The organism is Streptomyces sp. NPDC093801, from assembly GCF_040701585.1.
Classification (GTDB): Bacteria; Actinomycetota; Actinomycetes; order Streptomycetales; family Streptomycetaceae; genus Streptomyces.
Map to the genome: position 1 here is coordinate 23,738 of NZ_JBFBDP010000048.1, position 16,436 is coordinate 40,173.

The 16,436-nt window shown below is 74.4% G+C and carries 14 protein-coding genes; 3 read left to right on the forward strand and 11 right to left on the reverse strand.

Annotated features, from left to right (window positions below):
• Positions 1 to 3: 3 nt before the first annotated feature.
• From AB0469_RS36760 to AB0469_RS36775, 4 genes are all read right to left on the reverse strand, one after another.
• Positions 4 to 702, reverse strand: coding sequence for a sigma-70 family RNA polymerase sigma factor (locus AB0469_RS36760; RefSeq protein ID WP_366455911.1), 699 nt, complete (start codon positions 700 to 702; stop codon positions 4 to 6).
• A 173-nt stretch (positions 703 to 875) separates the two neighbouring features.
• The gene (locus AB0469_RS36765) at positions 876 to 2,249 is read right to left on the reverse strand and encodes a deoxyribodipyrimidine photo-lyase (RefSeq protein ID WP_366455912.1); all 1,374 of its coding nucleotides are present in this window, start codon (positions 2,247 to 2,249) and stop codon (positions 876 to 878) included.
• 159 nt (positions 2,250 to 2,408) lie between these two features.
• Positions 2,409 to 2,627, reverse strand: coding sequence for a hypothetical protein (locus AB0469_RS36770; RefSeq protein WP_366455914.1), 219 nt, complete (start codon positions 2,625 to 2,627; stop codon positions 2,409 to 2,411).
• Between the two features lie 53 nt (positions 2,628 to 2,680).
• Positions 2,681 to 3,064, reverse strand: coding sequence for a darcynin family protein (locus AB0469_RS36775; RefSeq protein WP_366455916.1), 384 nt, complete (start codon positions 3,062 to 3,064; stop codon positions 2,681 to 2,683).
• Positions 3,065 to 3,098: 34 nt separating this feature from the next.
• Between AB0469_RS36775 and AB0469_RS36780 the strand changes: the two genes are divergently transcribed.
• The gene (locus AB0469_RS36780; RefSeq protein ID WP_366455917.1) at positions 3,099 to 3,842 is read left to right on the forward strand and encodes a TetR-like C-terminal domain-containing protein; all 744 of its coding nucleotides are present in this window, start codon (positions 3,099 to 3,101) and stop codon (positions 3,840 to 3,842) included.
• 270 nt (positions 3,843 to 4,112) lie between these two features.
• Here AB0469_RS36780 and AB0469_RS36785 read toward each other — a convergent pair whose 3' ends face one another.
• Entirely contained in the window at positions 4,113 to 5,063 is a 951-nt protein-coding gene (locus AB0469_RS36785) for a sigma-70 family RNA polymerase sigma factor (protein WP_366455918.1), read from the reverse strand.
• 329 nt (positions 5,064 to 5,392) lie between these two features.
• Here AB0469_RS36785 and AB0469_RS36790 point away from each other — a divergent pair, with 329 nt between their 5' ends.
• Entirely contained in the window at positions 5,393 to 7,033 is a 1,641-nt protein-coding gene (locus tag AB0469_RS36790) for a ubiquinol-cytochrome c reductase cytochrome b subunit (protein WP_366455920.1), read from the forward strand.
• 20 nt (positions 7,034 to 7,053) lie between these two features.
• On the opposite strand, the gene AB0469_RS36795 is transcribed toward AB0469_RS36790, so the two are convergent.
• Both AB0469_RS36795 and ctaD read right to left on the reverse strand, forming a co-directional pair.
• Complete coding sequence (locus AB0469_RS36795; RefSeq protein ID WP_366455922.1) at positions 7,054 to 7,443, reverse strand: cytochrome c oxidase subunit 4; 390 nt, start codon at positions 7,441 to 7,443, stop codon at positions 7,054 to 7,056.
• Complete coding sequence (gene ctaD, locus AB0469_RS36800) at positions 7,433 to 9,091, reverse strand: cytochrome c oxidase subunit I (RefSeq protein WP_366455923.1); 1,659 nt, start codon at positions 9,089 to 9,091, stop codon at positions 7,433 to 7,435. Before ctaD ends, AB0469_RS36795 begins: the two co-directional genes overlap by 11 nt.
• Positions 9,092 to 9,489: 398 nt before the next feature.
• On the opposite strand from ctaD, the gene AB0469_RS36805 reads away from it, so the two are divergent.
• Entirely contained in the window at positions 9,490 to 9,651 is a 162-nt protein-coding gene (locus tag AB0469_RS36805) for a hydrophobic protein (RefSeq protein ID WP_366455945.1), read from the forward strand.
• Between the two features lie 281 nt (positions 9,652 to 9,932).
• On the opposite strand, the gene AB0469_RS36810 is transcribed toward AB0469_RS36805, so the two are convergent.
• The 4 genes from AB0469_RS36810 to AB0469_RS36825 form a co-directional block, all read right to left on the reverse strand.
• Entirely contained in the window at positions 9,933 to 10,136 is a 204-nt protein-coding gene (locus AB0469_RS36810; protein WP_366455924.1) for a hypothetical protein, read from the reverse strand.
• A 489-nt stretch (positions 10,137 to 10,625) separates the two neighbouring features.
• Positions 10,626 to 13,481 (reverse strand): BTAD domain-containing putative transcriptional regulator, encoded by a 2,856-nt coding sequence (locus AB0469_RS36815; RefSeq protein WP_366455925.1) that lies wholly within the window; start codon positions 13,479 to 13,481, stop codon positions 10,626 to 10,628.
• Positions 13,482 to 13,999: 518 nt separating this feature from the next.
• Positions 14,000 to 15,634, reverse strand: coding sequence for a BTAD domain-containing putative transcriptional regulator (locus tag AB0469_RS36820; RefSeq protein ID WP_366455927.1), 1,635 nt, complete (start codon positions 15,632 to 15,634; stop codon positions 14,000 to 14,002).
• A 95-nt stretch (positions 15,635 to 15,729) separates the two neighbouring features.
• On the reverse strand, positions 15,730 to 16,197 hold the full coding sequence (locus tag AB0469_RS36825; protein ID WP_366455928.1) for a DUF4258 domain-containing protein: 468 nt from the start codon (positions 16,195 to 16,197) through the stop codon (positions 15,730 to 15,732).
• Positions 16,198 to 16,436: the final 239 nt, after the last annotated feature.

The following is a 16,436-nucleotide window of genomic DNA, read 5'->3' on the forward strand; positions in this document are numbered from 1 at the left end:
GGGCTATGCGGTGCCGCGGCCGGCCGGGACGGGTCCGGTGGCCCCGGCCCCGGTTTCCCCGGCGGCGGAGGCCGCGCGGAGCCTGAGCCGGCGCATGCCCCTGCGGGCGTGGCTCTTGACGGTGCCGAGCGGCATGCCGGTGCGGTCGGCGATCTGGACCTGGGTGAGGTCGGCGTAGTAGGCGAGGGCCAGCACCTCGCGCTGGAGCCGGGGGAGGAGGGAGAGCTCCCGGGCGACCACGATCCGGTCGACCGCCCGCTCGGGGGCCGCGTCCGGGTCGTCCGGGAGGGGGAGGGCGGTCGCGGCGGCCACCACGTCCAGGCGCCGGGCCCGTGCGGCGAGCGCGTCCGCCGTCTTGCGGCGGGTGATCCCCAGGAGCCACGCCGGCAGCGTGCCGCGGTCGGGGCGGAAGCCCGACCGCCCGCGCCACGCCGCGACGAACACCTGCTGGGCGACGTCCTCCGCCTCGCGCCAGTCGCCCAGGGCCCGGTGGGCGTGGGCGTGGACCAGGCGGCTCCAGCGCCGGTGGGCGAGGGGCAGCCACCGTTCGTCGTCCTGGACCAGCAGCGCGGCGATCGCCGTGTCGGGGACCGCCTCGTCGGGGACCGCCCCGTCCGGGACCGCCCCGTCGGAGATCGCCTCGTCCGCTCGGGCGCCCGCCGGGCGGGCGGTGCTCCCGGTGCGAGCCGTCGGTACCGCCATGACGCCTCCTCCTCCGGTCCGCGATGGGTCGCGCCCGCCGGAGCGGGGGTCCCCCGCGCACGGAAGGAGGTGCCTCCGGAGCCGGTGGACGCGACGTGTTCAGCCTCCCGGGATCACGGCCGCCGGATCAACTCGCATCGGTTGCGCATTGAATCGGGCTCTCGGTGGCCGCCTCAGTGGATTCCGCGGGCGTGCCGGAACCGGGCCAGCCCGTCCGTGAGGGCGATCAGGGGATCCGGGTAGTCGAAGGCCGCCCGTTCGAGTCCGGTGAGGCGCCAGGGCTCGTGGACCGCCGCGCCGTCGAGTCCGGCGAGCTCGGGGACCCAGCGCCGGACGTACGCGCCGTCCGGGTCGTAGCGGCGGCCTTGCAGCACCGGGTTGAGGACCCGGTTGGGCCGGGTGTCCGTTCCGGTGCCGGCCACCCATTGCCAGTTGAGCTGGTTGTTGGCCACATCGCCGTCCACCAGCAGGCCCAGGAAGTGGCGGGCGCCCTCGCGCCAGTCGACGTAGAGCGTCTTGGCCAGGAACGAGGCGGCGATCAGCCGGCCGCGGTTGTGCATCCAGCCCTCGTGGGCGAGCTGCCGCATCGCGGCGTCGACCACCGGGTAGCCCGTCCTGCCCTCCTTCCAGGCCCGCAGGTCCTCCTCGGCCTCCCGGCCCCGCCGCCAGCGGTCCTCGCGGCTGCGGTAGTCCCGGCCGGCGCAGTCCGGGCGGGCTGCCAGCACCTGCTGGTGGAAGTCCCGCCAGCACAGCTGGCGGATGAACGCCGCGGCGCCGGGGCCCGCGTGCCCGTGCGCGCGGTACACCGCCTCGCCCGCCGACACCGTTCCGAAGTGCAGGTGGGCCGAGAGCCGGGAGGTGGCGTCCCCCGCGAGGTCGTCGTGCCGCTCCTCGTACTCCCCGACGTGGTGCGACAGCCAGGACCGCAGCAGTGCGCGCCCCTCCCGTTCGCCGCCGGCGGCCAGCCCCGGCGACAGACCGGCCTGCCCCGAACGCTTCGGCAGCTCCTCCGATCGCAGCAGGGCCGGTACGCGCAGCACCGGGGGTGCGGGCCACGGGGTGCGCAGCGGTTCGGTGCTCCAGCGCCGGAAGTAGGGGGTGAAGACGGCGAAGTGGTCGGAGCCCTGGGGCGTGAGGGCGCCGGGAGGCACCACGGTGTTCACCGCGTCGTGGACCAGGAGCCGGCAGCCCTGCGCCTGCAGGGCGCGCCGCAGCCGGGTCTCCCGGGCCCGGGCGAACGCCGTGTACCCGGCCGCCGTGTGCACCTCGACGGCCTCCGCCTCGCGCGCGGCCCGGCACACCTGCGCCACCGTCTCGCCCGTGCGCACGACGAGCCGGCCGCCGCGGCTGCGCAGGGACGCGTCGAGGTCGGTGAGGCAGTCGGCGAGGAAGGCCAGCCGGTTGGGCGCGGCGAAGCCGGCCCGGTCCACGGCCGGGTCGCGCACGAACAGCGGCACGATCTCCCGGCCGCCCTCCAGCGCGGCTCGCAGCGGCGGGTGGTCGTGCACCCGCAGGTCGGAGGTGAACAGGACGACGGCGACGGCCATGGGCCACTCCCGGCGATCGGCCCGCGGCCACGCGCGGGGCGGTGCCGGCAGGACAGGACGACTGACGCAGTGCATTCCGTCCTGCGCCGCCCGGCGGATGCACCTGCGTGCCTCCTCGCGCCGACCGGAGCCCCCGCCCAGCCCGCCCGCAGTGCCTGCTCAGCCCGCCCGGGGTCCGGGCGGAGGCTGGGCGGGAGAGAGCCGGGACCCGAGGCGCAGACGCAGCTCCCGGGCGGCCAGGCGCTGGTCCGGGGGGCAGTCGGCGTCCTCCAGGACGCCGAGGAGGACCACGATGGCCCGCGCCTCGTCCGCCGTCACCAGTTTGAGGCGGGTCTCGGCCGTGGCGTCGAGGAGCACGTCCAGGAAGTCTTCGTCCATGCCGTCACAACGCCCGGCCGCCCCGACGGTCACCGAGGGGCGGCCGGGGCGGCTCACCCGCCGGCGGGGCTGAGGTGCCGTTCGTAGGCCTGGAAGCCGTCGCGGACACCGAGGACGACCTCGCCCAGGACCAGGTAGCCCTCGCTGATGAGCGGGGTGTCGCGCAGGGCCTCGACGAGGAAGTAGTACGCGCCCAGGTCGTCGGTCTCCAGTACGGCGAAGTCGGAGAAGCGGCCGTTGAAGGCCTCGGCGTCGAAGAAGCGGGCCGTGATCCGGTCCGCGTGCCGGGCGAAGAGCGGCTCGATGTGCGTGCTGCGCATGCGGTTGCGCTCGTCCCTGGTCAGCGCCAGCCAGCGCGGCGTGAGCGTGTAGGTCAGCACGATGCCGTAGGTCATGGGTCCCCCTGAAGGCCGGGTGTTTACGCCGTTAACTTTCACGGCAAGCTAAAGTGACACCTGTTAACTTTGTCAAGTGGAGGAAGGGCCCGCGGAGATGACGGACACCCCGGAGACCGCCACGGGCAGGCGCCGCCACCGCGTGCGCGAGGAAGCCCTGGCCGACGCGATGCGCATCGCCCGCCGCCTGCTGGTCGAGGAAGGGGCCGCCGCGGTGACGGTGCGCGCCGTCGCCCGGGAGATGGGCCTGACCGCGCCGGGCCTCTACCGCTACTACGCCGGGCACCGGGAACTGGTCCAGGCCCTGGTCTGCGACCTCTACGGCGAACTCGCCACCACCCTGGCGGCGGCCCGCGAGCGGCAGCCGTCCGACGAGCCGGACCGGCGGCTGCGGGAGGTCGCGCGCGAACTGCGCCGGTGGGCGCTGGCCCACCCGCAGGAGTTCACCCTGCTGTTCGCCAAGCCCGTCGCGGACGCCGGCACGGCACCCGAGGACGCCGCGCACGACTCCGGCTGGCGCTTCGGGTCCGTGCTGCTGGACCTCATGGTGCAGATGTGGCGCCGCGGCGGCGTCCGGGCGCCGGCGGACCTGGACCCGGCCTGGGCGGCGCAGTTGGAGGAGGTGCGCGAACACCTGGCGGGCGAGCCCGTGCCGCTGGAGGTGATCTACGTCTTCGTCGCCTGCTGGGCCCGGCTGTACGGGGCGGTCGCGGTCGAGGTCTTCGGACACCTCGACTTCGCCCTCACCGACCCGGAGCCCCTCTTCGACCACACCGTCACCGACGTCCTCACCACCCTCGGGGCCCCGCACCCGGTCTGAACCGCAGCACCGCCCCATCGGTCCGGGCCGACTGCCGAACGAGACGGGGAGGTCGCCCCGGCCCCACGGGCGACCGGAACGCTTCGAACCGGCGACGGCCGCCGGACCGGTTTCACTGCTGCGGCCGACGAGTTGGCTGCGCGCACCGACTGCCCGACGCGTGCGAGCGGGCGAACGCCATGGTGATCCGGCCCTCCGCCGAAGGGCGGAGGGCCGGAACCCGGCCGGTCTGGCTCGGCCGGGTCAACGACCCAGGCGTCGCCGCCGACATCACCGCCCGGGTGCGTGACGGCGGCCCCTCCCGGGCGAGCGCTCGTGGCTGTCGTCGTGGTGGTCGGTCGCGTCGGTCCCGCTGTGGGCGCGGGCCCGGCGGTGGGCTCGGTAGCGCTCGCGGAGGTAGGGGATGCCGTGCCTGACGGCGAGGGCCACGAGTACCGGATAGGTGTGCGGCCGGGTGAGCGCGTCGAGGGCGCTGTTGGTGACGGCCTCGAGCGGAACGTGCCGCAGGACTTCGTACAGGCCCGCGAGACCCGCTCCCGGCAGGGCGATGAAGGCACCCGTGGCGGCCGCTCGTCCCAGGCGGGTGCGTCCGCTGTCCGACTGGGTCTTGACCGTCGATGCCGGCCGGGCCAGCAGCCGGCCGGCCTCCGCCGCCGGAACCTGGAAGGCGAGGTGGGTCAGGACGGCCTCCTGCTGGGAGCGGGGAATCCGGGAGAGCGCCGAGTACAGCGCGATCTTGTCGACGACCGCCTGGGCGGGATCCGGGGTGACGGCCCGGCCGAGAACCTCCGGGACGACAGAGGGGACATGGCCGACCGTGATGGTGAAGCCGTCCTCGGTCACGATGCGGTGGGCCTCGCACATCCTGTAGATCTCGCGGCGGGCGGTGGTCCAGATCGCACGCTCGGGCCGGTCCCAGGACCGGAAGTGCCGATACGCGATGAGCATCGTCTCCTGGGCGATGTCGTCGGCGGCCTGCCGGAAGTCCTGGTGCCGGGGCAGCAGCCCTTTCAGCCTGTCCAGACAGAACCTGCGCAGCCGTGGGTGGTAGAGCAGGAAGAAGCGGTCCCAGTCGTCGTAGTGGCGCAGGCACCGGTCGCACCAGCGGGACGGGTCGAGGTACTCCGCCGCGGCGCCGCCGGCGGGCCCCCGGGAGTCCGGCAGGTCGACGGGGGCGGCGCACCCCAGGCAGGGGGTCGCCACGGGCATCAGGTCGGTCATCTCTGTTCTCCTCACGACCGCCGCAGGTGGGCCGGTCGCTGCACGTGAGGCAAGCAGACCCGGTTTTGGACGGGGTCGGAGAGAAGAGCTTCGAAAAATCTCGGTCGACGGCCCTCCCCGTGCTCCACGGTCTCCGGCTGCGGCGCGCCGGCCCGCAGCGAGGCCGGCGCCGGCGGCGTCCGGCGCGAGGAGTCGGAGCGGAGGGGGGCGGGGCTGAGGGGGTGTGGGTGGTCCGCACCCTGATGGCTGTCGTGTCTGTTCTGCCCTGGTCTACGGGGATTCGGTAGCGTGATCCGGCGTACGCGCGCGACGACAGGAGGGGCACGCCGGTGCCGGGTTCCCAGCGCAGCAGGCGGAAGGCTTCGCGCGGCGCCGAGGCGCTGGACGCGCGGCTGCCGCTGGCCGAGATCGCCCGCGGCACGCTGCGCAAGGTCTTCCCGGACCACTGGTCGTTCCTGCTCGGCGAGCTCGCCCTCTACAGCTTCGTCGTCCTGCTGCTGACCGGCGTGTACCTGTCCTTCTTCTTCGACCCGTCGATGAGCGAGAGCGTGTACCGCGGGTCGTACGCGCCCCTGCGCGGCGTGCGGATGTCGCAGGCCTACCTGTCCACCCTCCGCATCAGCTTCGACGTCCGCGGCGGACTCCTGATCCGGCAGGTCCACCACTGGGCGGCGATCGTCTTCCTCGCCGCCATCGGGGCGCACCTGCTGCGCGTCTTCCTCACCGGAGCCTTCCGACGCCCCCGCGAGCTCAACTGGACCATCGGCGTCACCCTGTTCGCCCTCGCCACGCTGGAGGGTTTCGCGGGCTACTCCCTCCCCGACGACCTGCTGTCCGGCACCGGCCTGCGCATCGCCCAGGGCATCGCGCTCTCGGTCCCGGTGGCCGGCACGTACCTGGCCCTCTTCGCCTTCGGCGGGGAGTACCCGGGCGCGGACATCGTCCCCCGCCTCTACCCCGTGCACATCCTGCTGGTCCCCGGACTGCTGCTGGGCCTGGTCACCGCGCACCTGCTGCTGGTCGTGCACCTCAAGCACACCCACTGGCCGGGGCCCGGCCGGACCGGCCGCAACGCCGTCGGCCTGCCCTTCTTCCCCCAGTACCTGGCCAAGTCGGGCGGGCTGTTCCTCCTCGTGTCCGGCCTGCTCGCCGCCCTCGCGGCCGTCGCGCAGGTCAATCCCGTCTGGGTGTACGGCCCCTACCGCCCCGACCTGGTCTCCACGGGCTCCCAGCCGGACTGGTACATCGGCTTCCTGGAGGGGTCGCTGCGGCTGATGCCCGGGGTCGAGACCCGGCTGTGGGGGCACACGGTGGCGTGGAACCCCTTCGTGGCGGCCGTCCTGCTGCCCGGCGCGCTCTTCACCGCGCTGTACGCCTACCCCTTCTTCGAACGCTGGATCACCGGCGACGGCGGCGAGCGGCACCTGTGCGACCGCCCCCGCGACCGCCCCGTCCGCACGGCCTTCGGCGCGGCGGCCCTCGCCTGGTACGCCGTCCTGCTGCTGGCAGGGGCCCAGGACATCCTCGCGTACGTCTTCGCCGTCCCCCTGCCGGCCCTGACGTGGACCCTGCGCGCGGCGTTCTTCGCGGTGCCGGCGGGGGTCTTCTGGCTCACCCGGCGGCTGTGCCTGGCCCTGCAGGACCGGGAACGCGAGCTGCTGACCGAGGGCGGGGAGACGGGCCTGGTGCGCCAGGGCGCCGAGGGCGGCTTCCACCCCGAGCACCGGGCCCTGCCGGACGGGCGGCGGTACAGGATGCTCGTGGGGGAGCGGCCCCGGCCCCTGGAGGACGACCGCGACCCGACCCGCTCCCTGCCCCGCCGGCTGCTGATGCGGGTACGGGCGGCCGTCAGCTCCTGGTACTACCGCGACCAGGTCCCCTACCCGGTGACCCCCGAGCAGCGCAGGGAGATCGCCGGGGTGACGGCCGGCCCGGACCGCCCGGAGGGGGCCGCGGCGAAGTCCCCGTGACACCACCCGGAACCGGCGCGCTACTCCGGATGGCCGAGGTTCTGGAAGGCGAAGCCGAGGACCCCCGGCACCAGCACCCCGAAGCCGATCAGGAACAGCCACAGCCCCTGGACCACGCCCAGTGCCGAGAGGGCGGCGCCGGCGGCCGTCAGGACGGGGAAGTAGCTCCGGTCGGGGAAGAAGATCCGGCGGCCGGCGGCCTCCGGCACCTCGGCGTCCCCACGGTCCTCGGGCCGCTCCCCGCCCCGCCGGTACTGCCGCCACAGGAAGGCGGCGACCAGGCCGGACATCACGAAGGACACGCACAGCGCGGAGCTGCCCGCGGGGTCGTCGGACAACCAGCGGTAGACGGCGGTGGTGGCCCCGAAGAACAGGGCCGTCCCCGTGAACAGCCAGGCCTCACCCTTCACCGGCCACCTCCGGGTGGTGCAGGTCGAAGGCCGGGGACTCCGAGCGGATCCGCGGCACGGTGTGGAAGTTGTGGCGGGGAGGCGGGCAGCTCGTCGCCCATTCCAGGGAGCGGCCCCAGCCCCAGGGGTCGTCGACCGTCACCCGCTCGCCCTGGCGCCCGGTCTTCCAGACGTTGTAGAGGAACGGCAGCGTGGACAGGCCCAGCAGGAAGGCGCCGATGGTGGAGACGGTGTTGAGGAGGGTGAACCCGTCGGAGGCCAGGTAGTCGGCGTACCGGCGCGGCATGCCCTGCTCGCCCAGCCAGTGCTGGACCAGGAAGGTCAGCTGGAAGCCGGGGAAGAGGGTCCAGAAGTGCAGCCGGCCCAGACGCTCGTCCAGCATCCGGCCGGTCAGCTTGGGCCACCAGAAGTAGAGACCGCCGAAGGTGGCGAAGACGATCGTGCCGAAGAGGACGTAGTGGAGGTGGGCGACGACGAAGTAGCTGTCGGTCAGGTGGAAGTCCAGCGGCGGCGAGGCGATCAGCACCCCGGTCAGGCCGCCCAGCAGGAAGGTGACGAGGAAGCCGACGGACCACAGCATCGGCGTCTCGAAGGAGAGGGAGCCGTTCCACATCGTGCCGATCCAGTTGAAGAACTTCACTCCCGTCGGCACGGCGATCAGGAACGACAGCAGGGAGAAGAACGGCAGCAGGACGGCGCCCGTCGCGAACATGTGGTGCGCCCACACGGTCGCGGACAGGCCGGTGATGGCGATGGTCGCCCCGATCAGGGACACGTAGCCGAACATGGGCTTGCGGCTGAAGACGGGCACGATCTCGCTGACCACGCCGAAGAACGGCAGGGCCACGATGTAGACCTCCGGATGGCCGAAGAACCAGAACAGGTGCTGCCACAGCAGCGCGCCGCCGTTCGCCGCGTCGAAGACGTGCGCGCCGAACTTCCGGTCCGCCTCCAGCGCCAGCAGGGCCGCTGTGAACACCGGGAACGCCAGCAGGGCCAGGATGGACGTGAACAGCACGTTCCAGGTGAAGATCGGCATCCGGAACAGGGTCATGCCCGGAGCGCGCAGGCACACGATCGTGGTGATGAAGTTGACCGCGCCGAGGATCGTGCTGAGACCCGCCACGGCGAGCCCCATCGCCCACAGGTCGGGTCCCGTCCCGGGGGAGTACACGGCGCCGTTGAGCGGCGCGTACGCGAACCAGCCGAAGGCCGCCGCGCCGTCGGAGGTCAGGAACCCCGAGACCACCATCAGGCCGCCGAACAGGTAGACCCAGTAGGTGAAGGCGTTCATCCGGGGGAACGCGACGTCCGGGGCGCCGATCTGCAACGGCATCAGCGCGTTGGCGAATCCGGTGAAGGTCGGTGTCGCGAACAGCAGCATCATGATCGTCGCGTGGACGGTGAACAGCTCGTTGTACTGCTGGTTCGAGACGATCTGCAGCCCCGGGCGGGCCAGCTCGGCCCGCATCACCAGGGCCAGCGCCCCGGCGAAGAGGAAGAAGCAGAAGGCGGTCACCAGGTAGAGGTTGCCGATCACCTTGTGGTCGGTGGTCGACAGCCAGCGCAGCACCGCGGATCCCTGCCGGACGCGGTGTCCGGTCCGTTCCGCCGTCTCCGGGGGGAGCGGGGGGTCCAGCGCCGTCATCGGGGTCCTCCAGGGCGTCGCGCCTTCGCAGCCCCACGGCCGCGGAGCCCCGTCGCCGTGCCTGCACCCCCTTCGACTACCGGCCCCCCGCCCGGCCGCCCGCCCGACGCGCCGGTGCCCGCCCGCCCCCGGCCCCGGTGTCCCCCGACCGGGGGACAGGGGGACGGGGTCCGGGGGTCCGGCCGCGTGGCGGCTCGGGCCGCGTCCGGCGCCCGCGCGCGGGCCGGTACCGGCCGCTCCACCGGGCCGCCGCCGACGGCGCCACCGGGGGAACGGCGATCACGGCGCCGCACCTCGGCCGCGTCGCCCGGCGCCACCGCACCGGCGGGGGGCCTTTCGGCCGGGGCCGTGCATGCACGGGAGTTACGGGGGCATGCGAGGGCGCGGAGGTGATGACCATGGTTCCCCTGCTCCTCGTTCTTCTGCTCGCCCTGGTCCTGTTCGGAGCCGGCTTCGCACTGAAGGTCCTCTGGTGGGTGGCGCTCGCCGTGCTGGTGCTCTGGCTCCTCGGGTTCGTCGCCCGGCCGAGGACCGGCGGCGGGCGTTGGTACCGGTGGTAGCCGCGGCCGGTCCGCAATGAGGCTCCGGTGGGGCCCGCACCGTGGGGGTGCGGGCCCCACCGCCGTGTCCGCCCGCCGCTTCCTGATCTCGTGGTGACCGGTCGCCTGTGACACCGGCGCCGGCCGCGGCCACCAGCGGTACCTACGCCGGCCGCCGGTCCTCGGCCCGGCGATGACCCCGAGGACCCGTCTGTGCTCTGCGCTGACCGGTGGAGGGCCCACGACCACCCAACCGGCGGCGGATGGAACCCGCCGCCCCCTCTCCCGGTCTTCCGGGAGGTCTAGTACTGCCGGGGCGGGCAGAGCGCGTCGCCCCACGCGGTCGTCACGGGGCAGTCCTTGCCGGGGTCGATCCATCCGGGAAGTTCCACGTCAGCACTGACGCGGAACCTGGCGCCGGGCCCGTCCGAGGCGGCAGCTCCGCCCCATCCGATGCCCGCGGCCAGTACGAGGGCCACCAGGGCCCGGGTCGTGTTTCCCCGCATGTGAGTCAACTCCTGTTGTCACCCGGCAGTGGTCAGTCCGCCGGTGTCGTGCTGCTCGCCGGCCGCTTGTCCCGCGGCCGTGATCACCACTGTGCCGACCACGCGCCCCCCGCGGCAGTCCCCCCAGGCATCATCTGTGTGCCGTGCACCTTGAGGAGGGGGTCCAGCGTCGTCACCGGCCCCACGCCGCACGAGGCGCCTCCCGGACCGTGAACCGGACGATCCTCGCCCTGCTCGCTCAAGGCATCGGGACACACCGGCAGGCGCCGCCTCGGCATCGCACAGCCGCTTCGAAGCCGGCCTCATCGCCCCCCCCCACGCCGGCGTTCAGGGAACACGGCTCCACTGGATCGCCAGGGCCTGACACCCGTCACGAAACCCGCCGGCCGCGTGACGAATCTCCGCCGGGCGCCGCGCCGCGGGCCCCGGTGGGCAGCCGGCGCAGACGCCGGCGCAATCGGCCCGACCAAGCTCTACGCCAGTGACCCGTCACCCACGGGACGCCGGGCGGCGGAGACGGCGGCGTTCGCGGGTCGCCGGGGCTGGGGTCCGGTCCGCTTGCGGTCGCCGGCCGCCGCAAGGGCGGTGCCCAGGAGGCGGAGGGCACGGGCCTCGGCGGTACGCCAGCCGAGCCGGCGAGTCGCGGCGACCGCGCGCTCGCCGCAGTCCACGGCGTCCGGCAAGCGGTTGCCGGCCAGTTGTGCGGCTGTTTCCGACACCAGGTTCATCGCCTCCATCGCGGGGGATCCGTACCCGCACTCCGAGTGCGGCGCTCTGCCGGTGCCGGGCCACCGCCTCGTCGGTGCGGCCGAGATGACGGGCGGTGAGTCCCAGGTTGTAGAGGGCGTACGCCTCGCCGCCCCGGTCCCCCGCGTCGACGGCTGATGCGAGGGTGGTCCGGCTGACCTCGGAGGCCTCGTCGCGCCGGCTGAGGCGCAGCAACGTGCTGACGCTGCCCGCGCGCGCGTGGCGGGCGGCCCAGGCGCTGCCGTAGGCCTCGCCGGCGGCGACCGCCTTCCGGTGCAGGGCCTCTGCCCGGTGCCAGTCCGCCCGGTACTGGCACAGGAGGGCCCGCCGGTTGAGGACCGCGGCGTGCACCGCGTCGTCCCCCACCGCCTGCGCCGCGTGTTCGCTGGTGTCCAGCATCCGGTCCGCCTCGTCCAGCAGCCCGAGCTGGGCCAGCGCGCTGGCGAGCACGTAGCCGGCGCGGCCCGCTGCGCGCAGGTGTCCCTGGTCCTGGGCGGTCTGCAGCATCGTACGGAGCGGGTCGACGGACCGGGCCCAGAGGTGGGAATCCTCCAGGAGGGGTTCGACGGCGAGCGCGAGATCGGCGGCCGTGGCGACGGCCGACGGGGCGGCTTCGAGGATCTGCGCGGCGACCGTGAGCGCGTCGTCGTGTTCGGGGTCGAGCAGCCGCCGCCGGCTGTCGGGGCGTCCGGGGTGGCCGCCGGGGGGCAGCAGGCCCGGTACGTGGTGTCCCGGGCGTTCGGCGGCGTGGACGGTGCGGGCGTCGGCGAGCAGGTGGTCGAGGAAGCGGGTCAGGGCCGCCGCCCGTTCTTCGGGGCGGTCGTCGTCGCGGGAGCGCTCGGCCGCGAACGTCCGCAGCAGGGGGTAGTGGAGGTAGACCCCGGGGGCGGGCGACGCCAGGAGACCGAGCCCGGTCATCCGTTCCAGGAACTGCCCGGTGCGCGCTGGTGACAGCCCGCCGAGGGCGGCTGCGCCCGCGACGTCCCTGGTACCCGGGCCCGAGAGCGCCAGCAGCCGGAACAGCCGGGCCTCTTCGTCGTCGAGCAGGTCATAGCTGGGCCGGACGCACGCCGTGATGCCGTCCTGGGTTCCGGCCGGCGCGGGGAACACGGAGAACGGGGGCAGCGCGGGAAAGGCGGGGTGGCAGCCGTTGAGCAGGCGGACGAAGTCGGAGAGGGACCACGAGGGCCGGGCCGCGAGCCGCGCGCCGGCCAGGCGCAGGGCCAAGGGCAGCCCACCGCACCGCTCGGCCAGAGCCGCCGCCTGTGCGGGCTCGGCGGCGACGCGCTCGGCACCCGCGACGGTGCCGAGCACGGCCAGCGCTTCGGGGGCCGTCAGGGGTTCCAGGCGGACGCGGCGCACGGTCTGCAGCCCGTCCAGGGCCGCACGGCCGGTGACGATCACTGCGCAGGTCGGAGAACCCGGGAGCAGCGCCTCGACCTGGGCGGTGTCGCGGGCGTCGTCCAGGAGCAGCAGGATCCGCCGGTCGGCCACGGTCGTGCGGAAGAGCGCGGCCCGCTCCTGCGGTCCGTCCGGGATCTCCTGCTCGTCCAGCCCGAGCGCCTGGAGGAAGCCGGCCAGGACCGTGCCGGGGTCCGCGGAGTCGGCGGAGGTGCCGCGCAGGCCCGCGTACAGCTGCCCGTCCGGGAAGCGGTCCCGCAGTCGCCGGGCGACATGGACGGCCAGTGCGCTCTTCCCGACGCCCCCGGTGCCGGTGACCGTGGCGACGGCGACGGATTCGGGGGGAGGGGCCGTCAGCGTGCCGAGGAGGTCCTCCACCGCCTGGGTGCGGCCGACGAGGCGGTCCGGTGCGAAGGGGAGCTGGGCCGGTGTGGGCCGCGCGGTGCGGTCGGGGCGGCCGGGTGCCTCGCGGGGCGCGTCGCCGGGTGCGGTGGGTTCGCCGGCGGCGGGGGGCGTCCCGGGGATCCGGTGGGGACGCACGGCCTGCTCGTCCTGCACCGTCCGGACGCCGGGGCCGCTGTGGGCCAGCGCGAGCCCGGCCAGTTCGCGCAGCCTCCCGTGCAGGGGGTGTTCCGCGCAAAGCCTGGTCAGTTCGGGAACGAGCCGGGCGTGGCGCCCCAGCCGCAGGTCGAGCTCGATGCGTTCCAGCAGCACCGACAGCCGCAGTTCCGACAGGCGTTCGCGGTGGATCGCGGCGTGCGGGCCCGGGAGCCCCGCCAGCGGGGGCCCCTGCCACAGGTCGAGCGCCCGGGCCAGCAGCCCGGCCGCCTCGCCGGGCTTTCGCCCGGCGGTGCACGCGCGGGCCTCGGCGACCAGCCGGTCGAACGCATCGAGGTCCAGCGTGCCCGGAGCGGTGTGCAGGAGGTATCCCTGGCCGTGGGTTGCGATCCGGGGACCGAGCGTGCGCCGGAGCCGGTAGACGTGCGACCTGACCGTGCCCACCGCCGTGCGCGGCAGCTCTTCTCCCCACAGGCCTTCCACGATCTCGTCGAGGTCCACGACGGCGTTGCGCCGCAGGAGGAGCATCGCGAGCAGCGCCCGCTGCTGCGGCGATCCCAGGGGAAGGGGTGCGTCGCCCCGCCGGACCCGGACCGCTCCGAGCACGGAGAAGAACGGTTCGGGCTCAGCGCTGCTCACGGCGGGCTCCCTCCTCGCGGCGGTGTGTCCGTCCGTCCGTGGGGCCCGGGAGGGAGCGGGTGGTCGGGGCGGGCCCGGTCGGGATGTACGCGGCGGTCGTGCGCACGGTGTCACCTCCGTTGAAGGGCAGACGGGTTTCCAGGGCCCGGCGGTCCGGTGGGGGAACCGGACCGCCGGGCCTGGAACGACCTTGCCAGGGCGGCCCGATGCGCGACTGCACTCTCAAAGGATCATGTGAATGCCATGCACTTTTAGGAGGCATGCGGTGACGGGCGTCCTGGCTCGGCCGGGTCGGGTCGACGCCCGGCGCCGCGGAACCGCATGCAGCCGGATTCCGCCTTCCGGGGTCCGGTTCCCCGCGTGCCGCGGACAGGTGTGAGGGAAGGCCGCAGGTGCGGCGGGAGGGGGGAGGAGAAGGTGAGCGTCGGGGCGGGCGGAGAGCACCTGGCGGGCGGGTGATCGTGACGAAACTCCGGCAGGCGTCACGAAAACAGTGACGGCCGTCGGCTGCCGGTCCTTCAGGGGCGTGCGGGCAGGCTGTAGGTGCCCGCGGCGGGAGTTTCCAGGACACCCGCGTCCACGAGTGCCTCGGCGATGAGGGCCGCGTCCGCGGGGCCGGTGCCCAGCACGGCCGCGAGGGCGTCGACGGAGGACGGGCCGGGTCCGGAACGGGTGATCCGGCGGGCGGCGAGGGCCAGTTCGGGCAGCAGGTCCTCCTGGCCCCGGGGGTCGCTGTCCGGTTCGCCGTCGTCCGCGCCGCGGGACGGGTCTGCGGCGGGCGGCGCGGTGAGCTCGATGTGCGTCACGGCCGGCAGGGCGGGTGCGAGGACGCGGGAGCGGGTGGTGAGGACCACGGCACTGCCGGGCGTGCCGGGCAGCAGCGGCGCGACCTGCGCCGCGTCGCGGGCGCCGTCGAGGACCACGAGGACGCGCCGGACCGCGAGGGCCGACCGGTAGAGCGCGGCCCGCTGCTCCGGGTCGGCGGGAATGCCGGCGGCCGGGACCCCAAGGGCGTGCAGGAGGTGGGCGAGGAGCGGGCCGGGGCCGCCCGGGACCGGGTTCCAGGTCCGCAGGTCGGCGACGAGCCGACCGTCGGGGAAGCGGGCGGCCACGCCGTCCGCGATCCGTGCAGCCAGTTCCGTTTTGCCCGCCCCGTCGGGCCCGGTGATCACGAGGACTTGGACGGTGCCGCGGTCCGCCCCCTCGGTGAGGGCGTGCTCCGCCTCGGCGAGGGCGCGTGCCGACCCGTCCGGGAGCGCCGCCGTTCGCGCGGGTGGCCGGGCAGGGGCGCGGGGCGGGCGGGGCACGAGGGCTGGCGGGTCCTGGGCGAGCAGGCGGGGGACGAGGGGTGGCGGGTCCTGGGCGAGCAGGCGGGCGTGCAGTGCCGTCAGTTCCGGGCAGGGGGCGACGCCGAGTTCCTCGTCCAGGACGCGGTGCGTGTCGGCGAACACGGTGAACGCCTCCGCCTGCCGGCCGCAGCCGTGCAGGGCGCGCATGAGGAGGGCCCGCAGTTCCTCGTCGAGCGGGAACTCCCGTGTGAGGGCCGACAGATCGGGGATCACGGTGTGGTGCAGGCCGAGGCGCAGGGCGCATACGGTGTGCCGCTTGCGTGCGGTCGTGCGCAGGACGGAGAGCCGGGTGCGTTCCCCTTCCGCGAACGGGCCGGGCACACCGGCCAGGGCCTCCCCCGACCACAGGGCCAGCGCGCCGCCCAGCAGGGCGTGTTCGGCGGCGGTGTCGCCGCGTTCGCGGGCCTGCCGGGCGGCCTGGGCCTGCTGCTCGAACCGCCGGGCGTCGACCGATTCCGGCGGGGTGTGCAGCGTGTAGCCGTGCTCGTCACCCCGCAGGATCCGGGCCGGCTCCCGGGCGGTGCGGCCGGGTTCGAGCAGGGTGCGCAGCGCCCATGCGTAGGTGCGCAGGTTCCCGGGCGCGCTGGCCGGGGCGTCGTTCCCCCAGACGGCGGCGACGAGTTCGGCGACCGTGACGGGGCGGCGCCGGCGCAGGAGCAGGGTGCTCAGGACCGCCTGCTGGAGCGGCGGGCCGGGACGGACCGGGGCACCGCCGGGCGGGACCACCCGGACCGGCCCGAGCAGCCGGAAGAGGGGTGCGTCGTCGCCGTCGGGCGCGCCGGCAACTGCGTCCCCTGCCCGCATCCGGACTCCTCGGAGGTGTCGAGCGATCTGACAGCGTGTACGACGGTGGGGCGGTGGCCTGTCCGGACGGGGGACCCGGGCAGGCCACCGGCACCTCAGTTCTTCCAGTAGGTGGTGACGCCCACCGCCTGCTTCGTGGCCTTGTTCCAGCCAACCACAACCCCGAGCGTGCGCCCGTTCACCGGCTCCTCGTAGTACCAGGTGCCCTCGTCGACCTGGCACCAGGCGTTGGCCGCGCCCGTACGGACGACATACTCGATCTGCTCCTTGGTGACGACTCGTTCGTTCATCCGGTCCTGGATGTGCTTCGACCACGCGTCGATGGAGGTCGGGGCGTACGCGCGGCCGCATTCGTTCTTGAGCGGGGGGCAGCCCTGGCCGTCGTCGCGGCAGCGCATCGGCGAGATCGGCGAGTCCACCAGGGACGCGGCCCGTGCCGGCGCCACGGACTGGATCCGGGCCTGGGACGGGGCGGGCGCCGCCTGGGCCGGGATCGCGGTGAGTGCCGCCGCGGAGGCGGCGAGGGCGACGAGCGCGAGCCGGAAGCGCTGCGAGTTGATCATGGGGGGCTTCTTTCCTTGTTCCGTGACGTGCGGCCCTGCGGCTGCCTGCAACGAATGTCGCCGGTGCCCGTCCATGCGTGATGAGCAGCCGATCGTCGGCTGTGATCAGCCGCGATGGCCGTCCGTCCATCGCACGAGGACCGGCCCGCCGCACAGTTGTGGCCATGACCGACGAACCGACCCGCCGCATCGAGGAACCGCCGGCGGACCGCGAGTGGACCGCTCACCGGGGCGGGTCA

What these genes read in the sequence shown, in the direction of transcription:
- AB0469_RS36765 (WP_366455912.1), bottom strand. Translation starts at nt 2,249, where the DNA reads ATGGCCGTCGCCGTCGTCCTGTTCACCTCCGACCTGCGGGTGCACGAC.
- AB0469_RS36785 (WP_366455918.1), bottom strand. Translation starts at nt 5,063, where the DNA reads ATGACCGACCTGATGCCCGTGGCGACCCCCTGCCTGGGGTGCGCCGCC.
- AB0469_RS36825 (WP_366455928.1), bottom strand. Translation starts at nt 16,197, where the DNA reads ATGATCAACTCGCAGCGCTTCCGGCTCGCGCTCGTCGCCCTCGCCGCC.
- AB0469_RS36770 (WP_366455914.1), bottom strand. Translation starts at nt 2,627, where the DNA reads ATGGACGAAGACTTCCTGGACGTGCTCCTCGACGCCACGGCCGAGACC.
- AB0469_RS36805 (WP_366455945.1), top strand. Translation starts at nt 9,490, where the DNA reads ATGGTTCCCCTGCTCCTCGTTCTTCTGCTCGCCCTGGTCCTGTTCGGA.
- AB0469_RS36760 (WP_366455911.1), bottom strand. Translation starts at nt 702, where the DNA reads ATGGCGGTACCGACGGCTCGCACCGGGAGCACCGCCCGCCCGGCGGGC.
- ctaD (WP_366455923.1), bottom strand. Translation starts at nt 9,091, where the DNA reads ATGACGGCGCTGGACCCCCCGCTCCCCCCGGAGACGGCGGAACGGACC.
- AB0469_RS36820 (WP_366455927.1), bottom strand. Translation starts at nt 15,634, where the DNA reads ATGCGGGCAGGGGACGCAGTTGCCGGCGCGCCCGACGGCGACGACGCA.
- AB0469_RS36810 (WP_366455924.1), bottom strand. Translation starts at nt 10,136, where the DNA reads ATGCGGGGAAACACGACCCGGGCCCTGGTGGCCCTCGTACTGGCCGCG.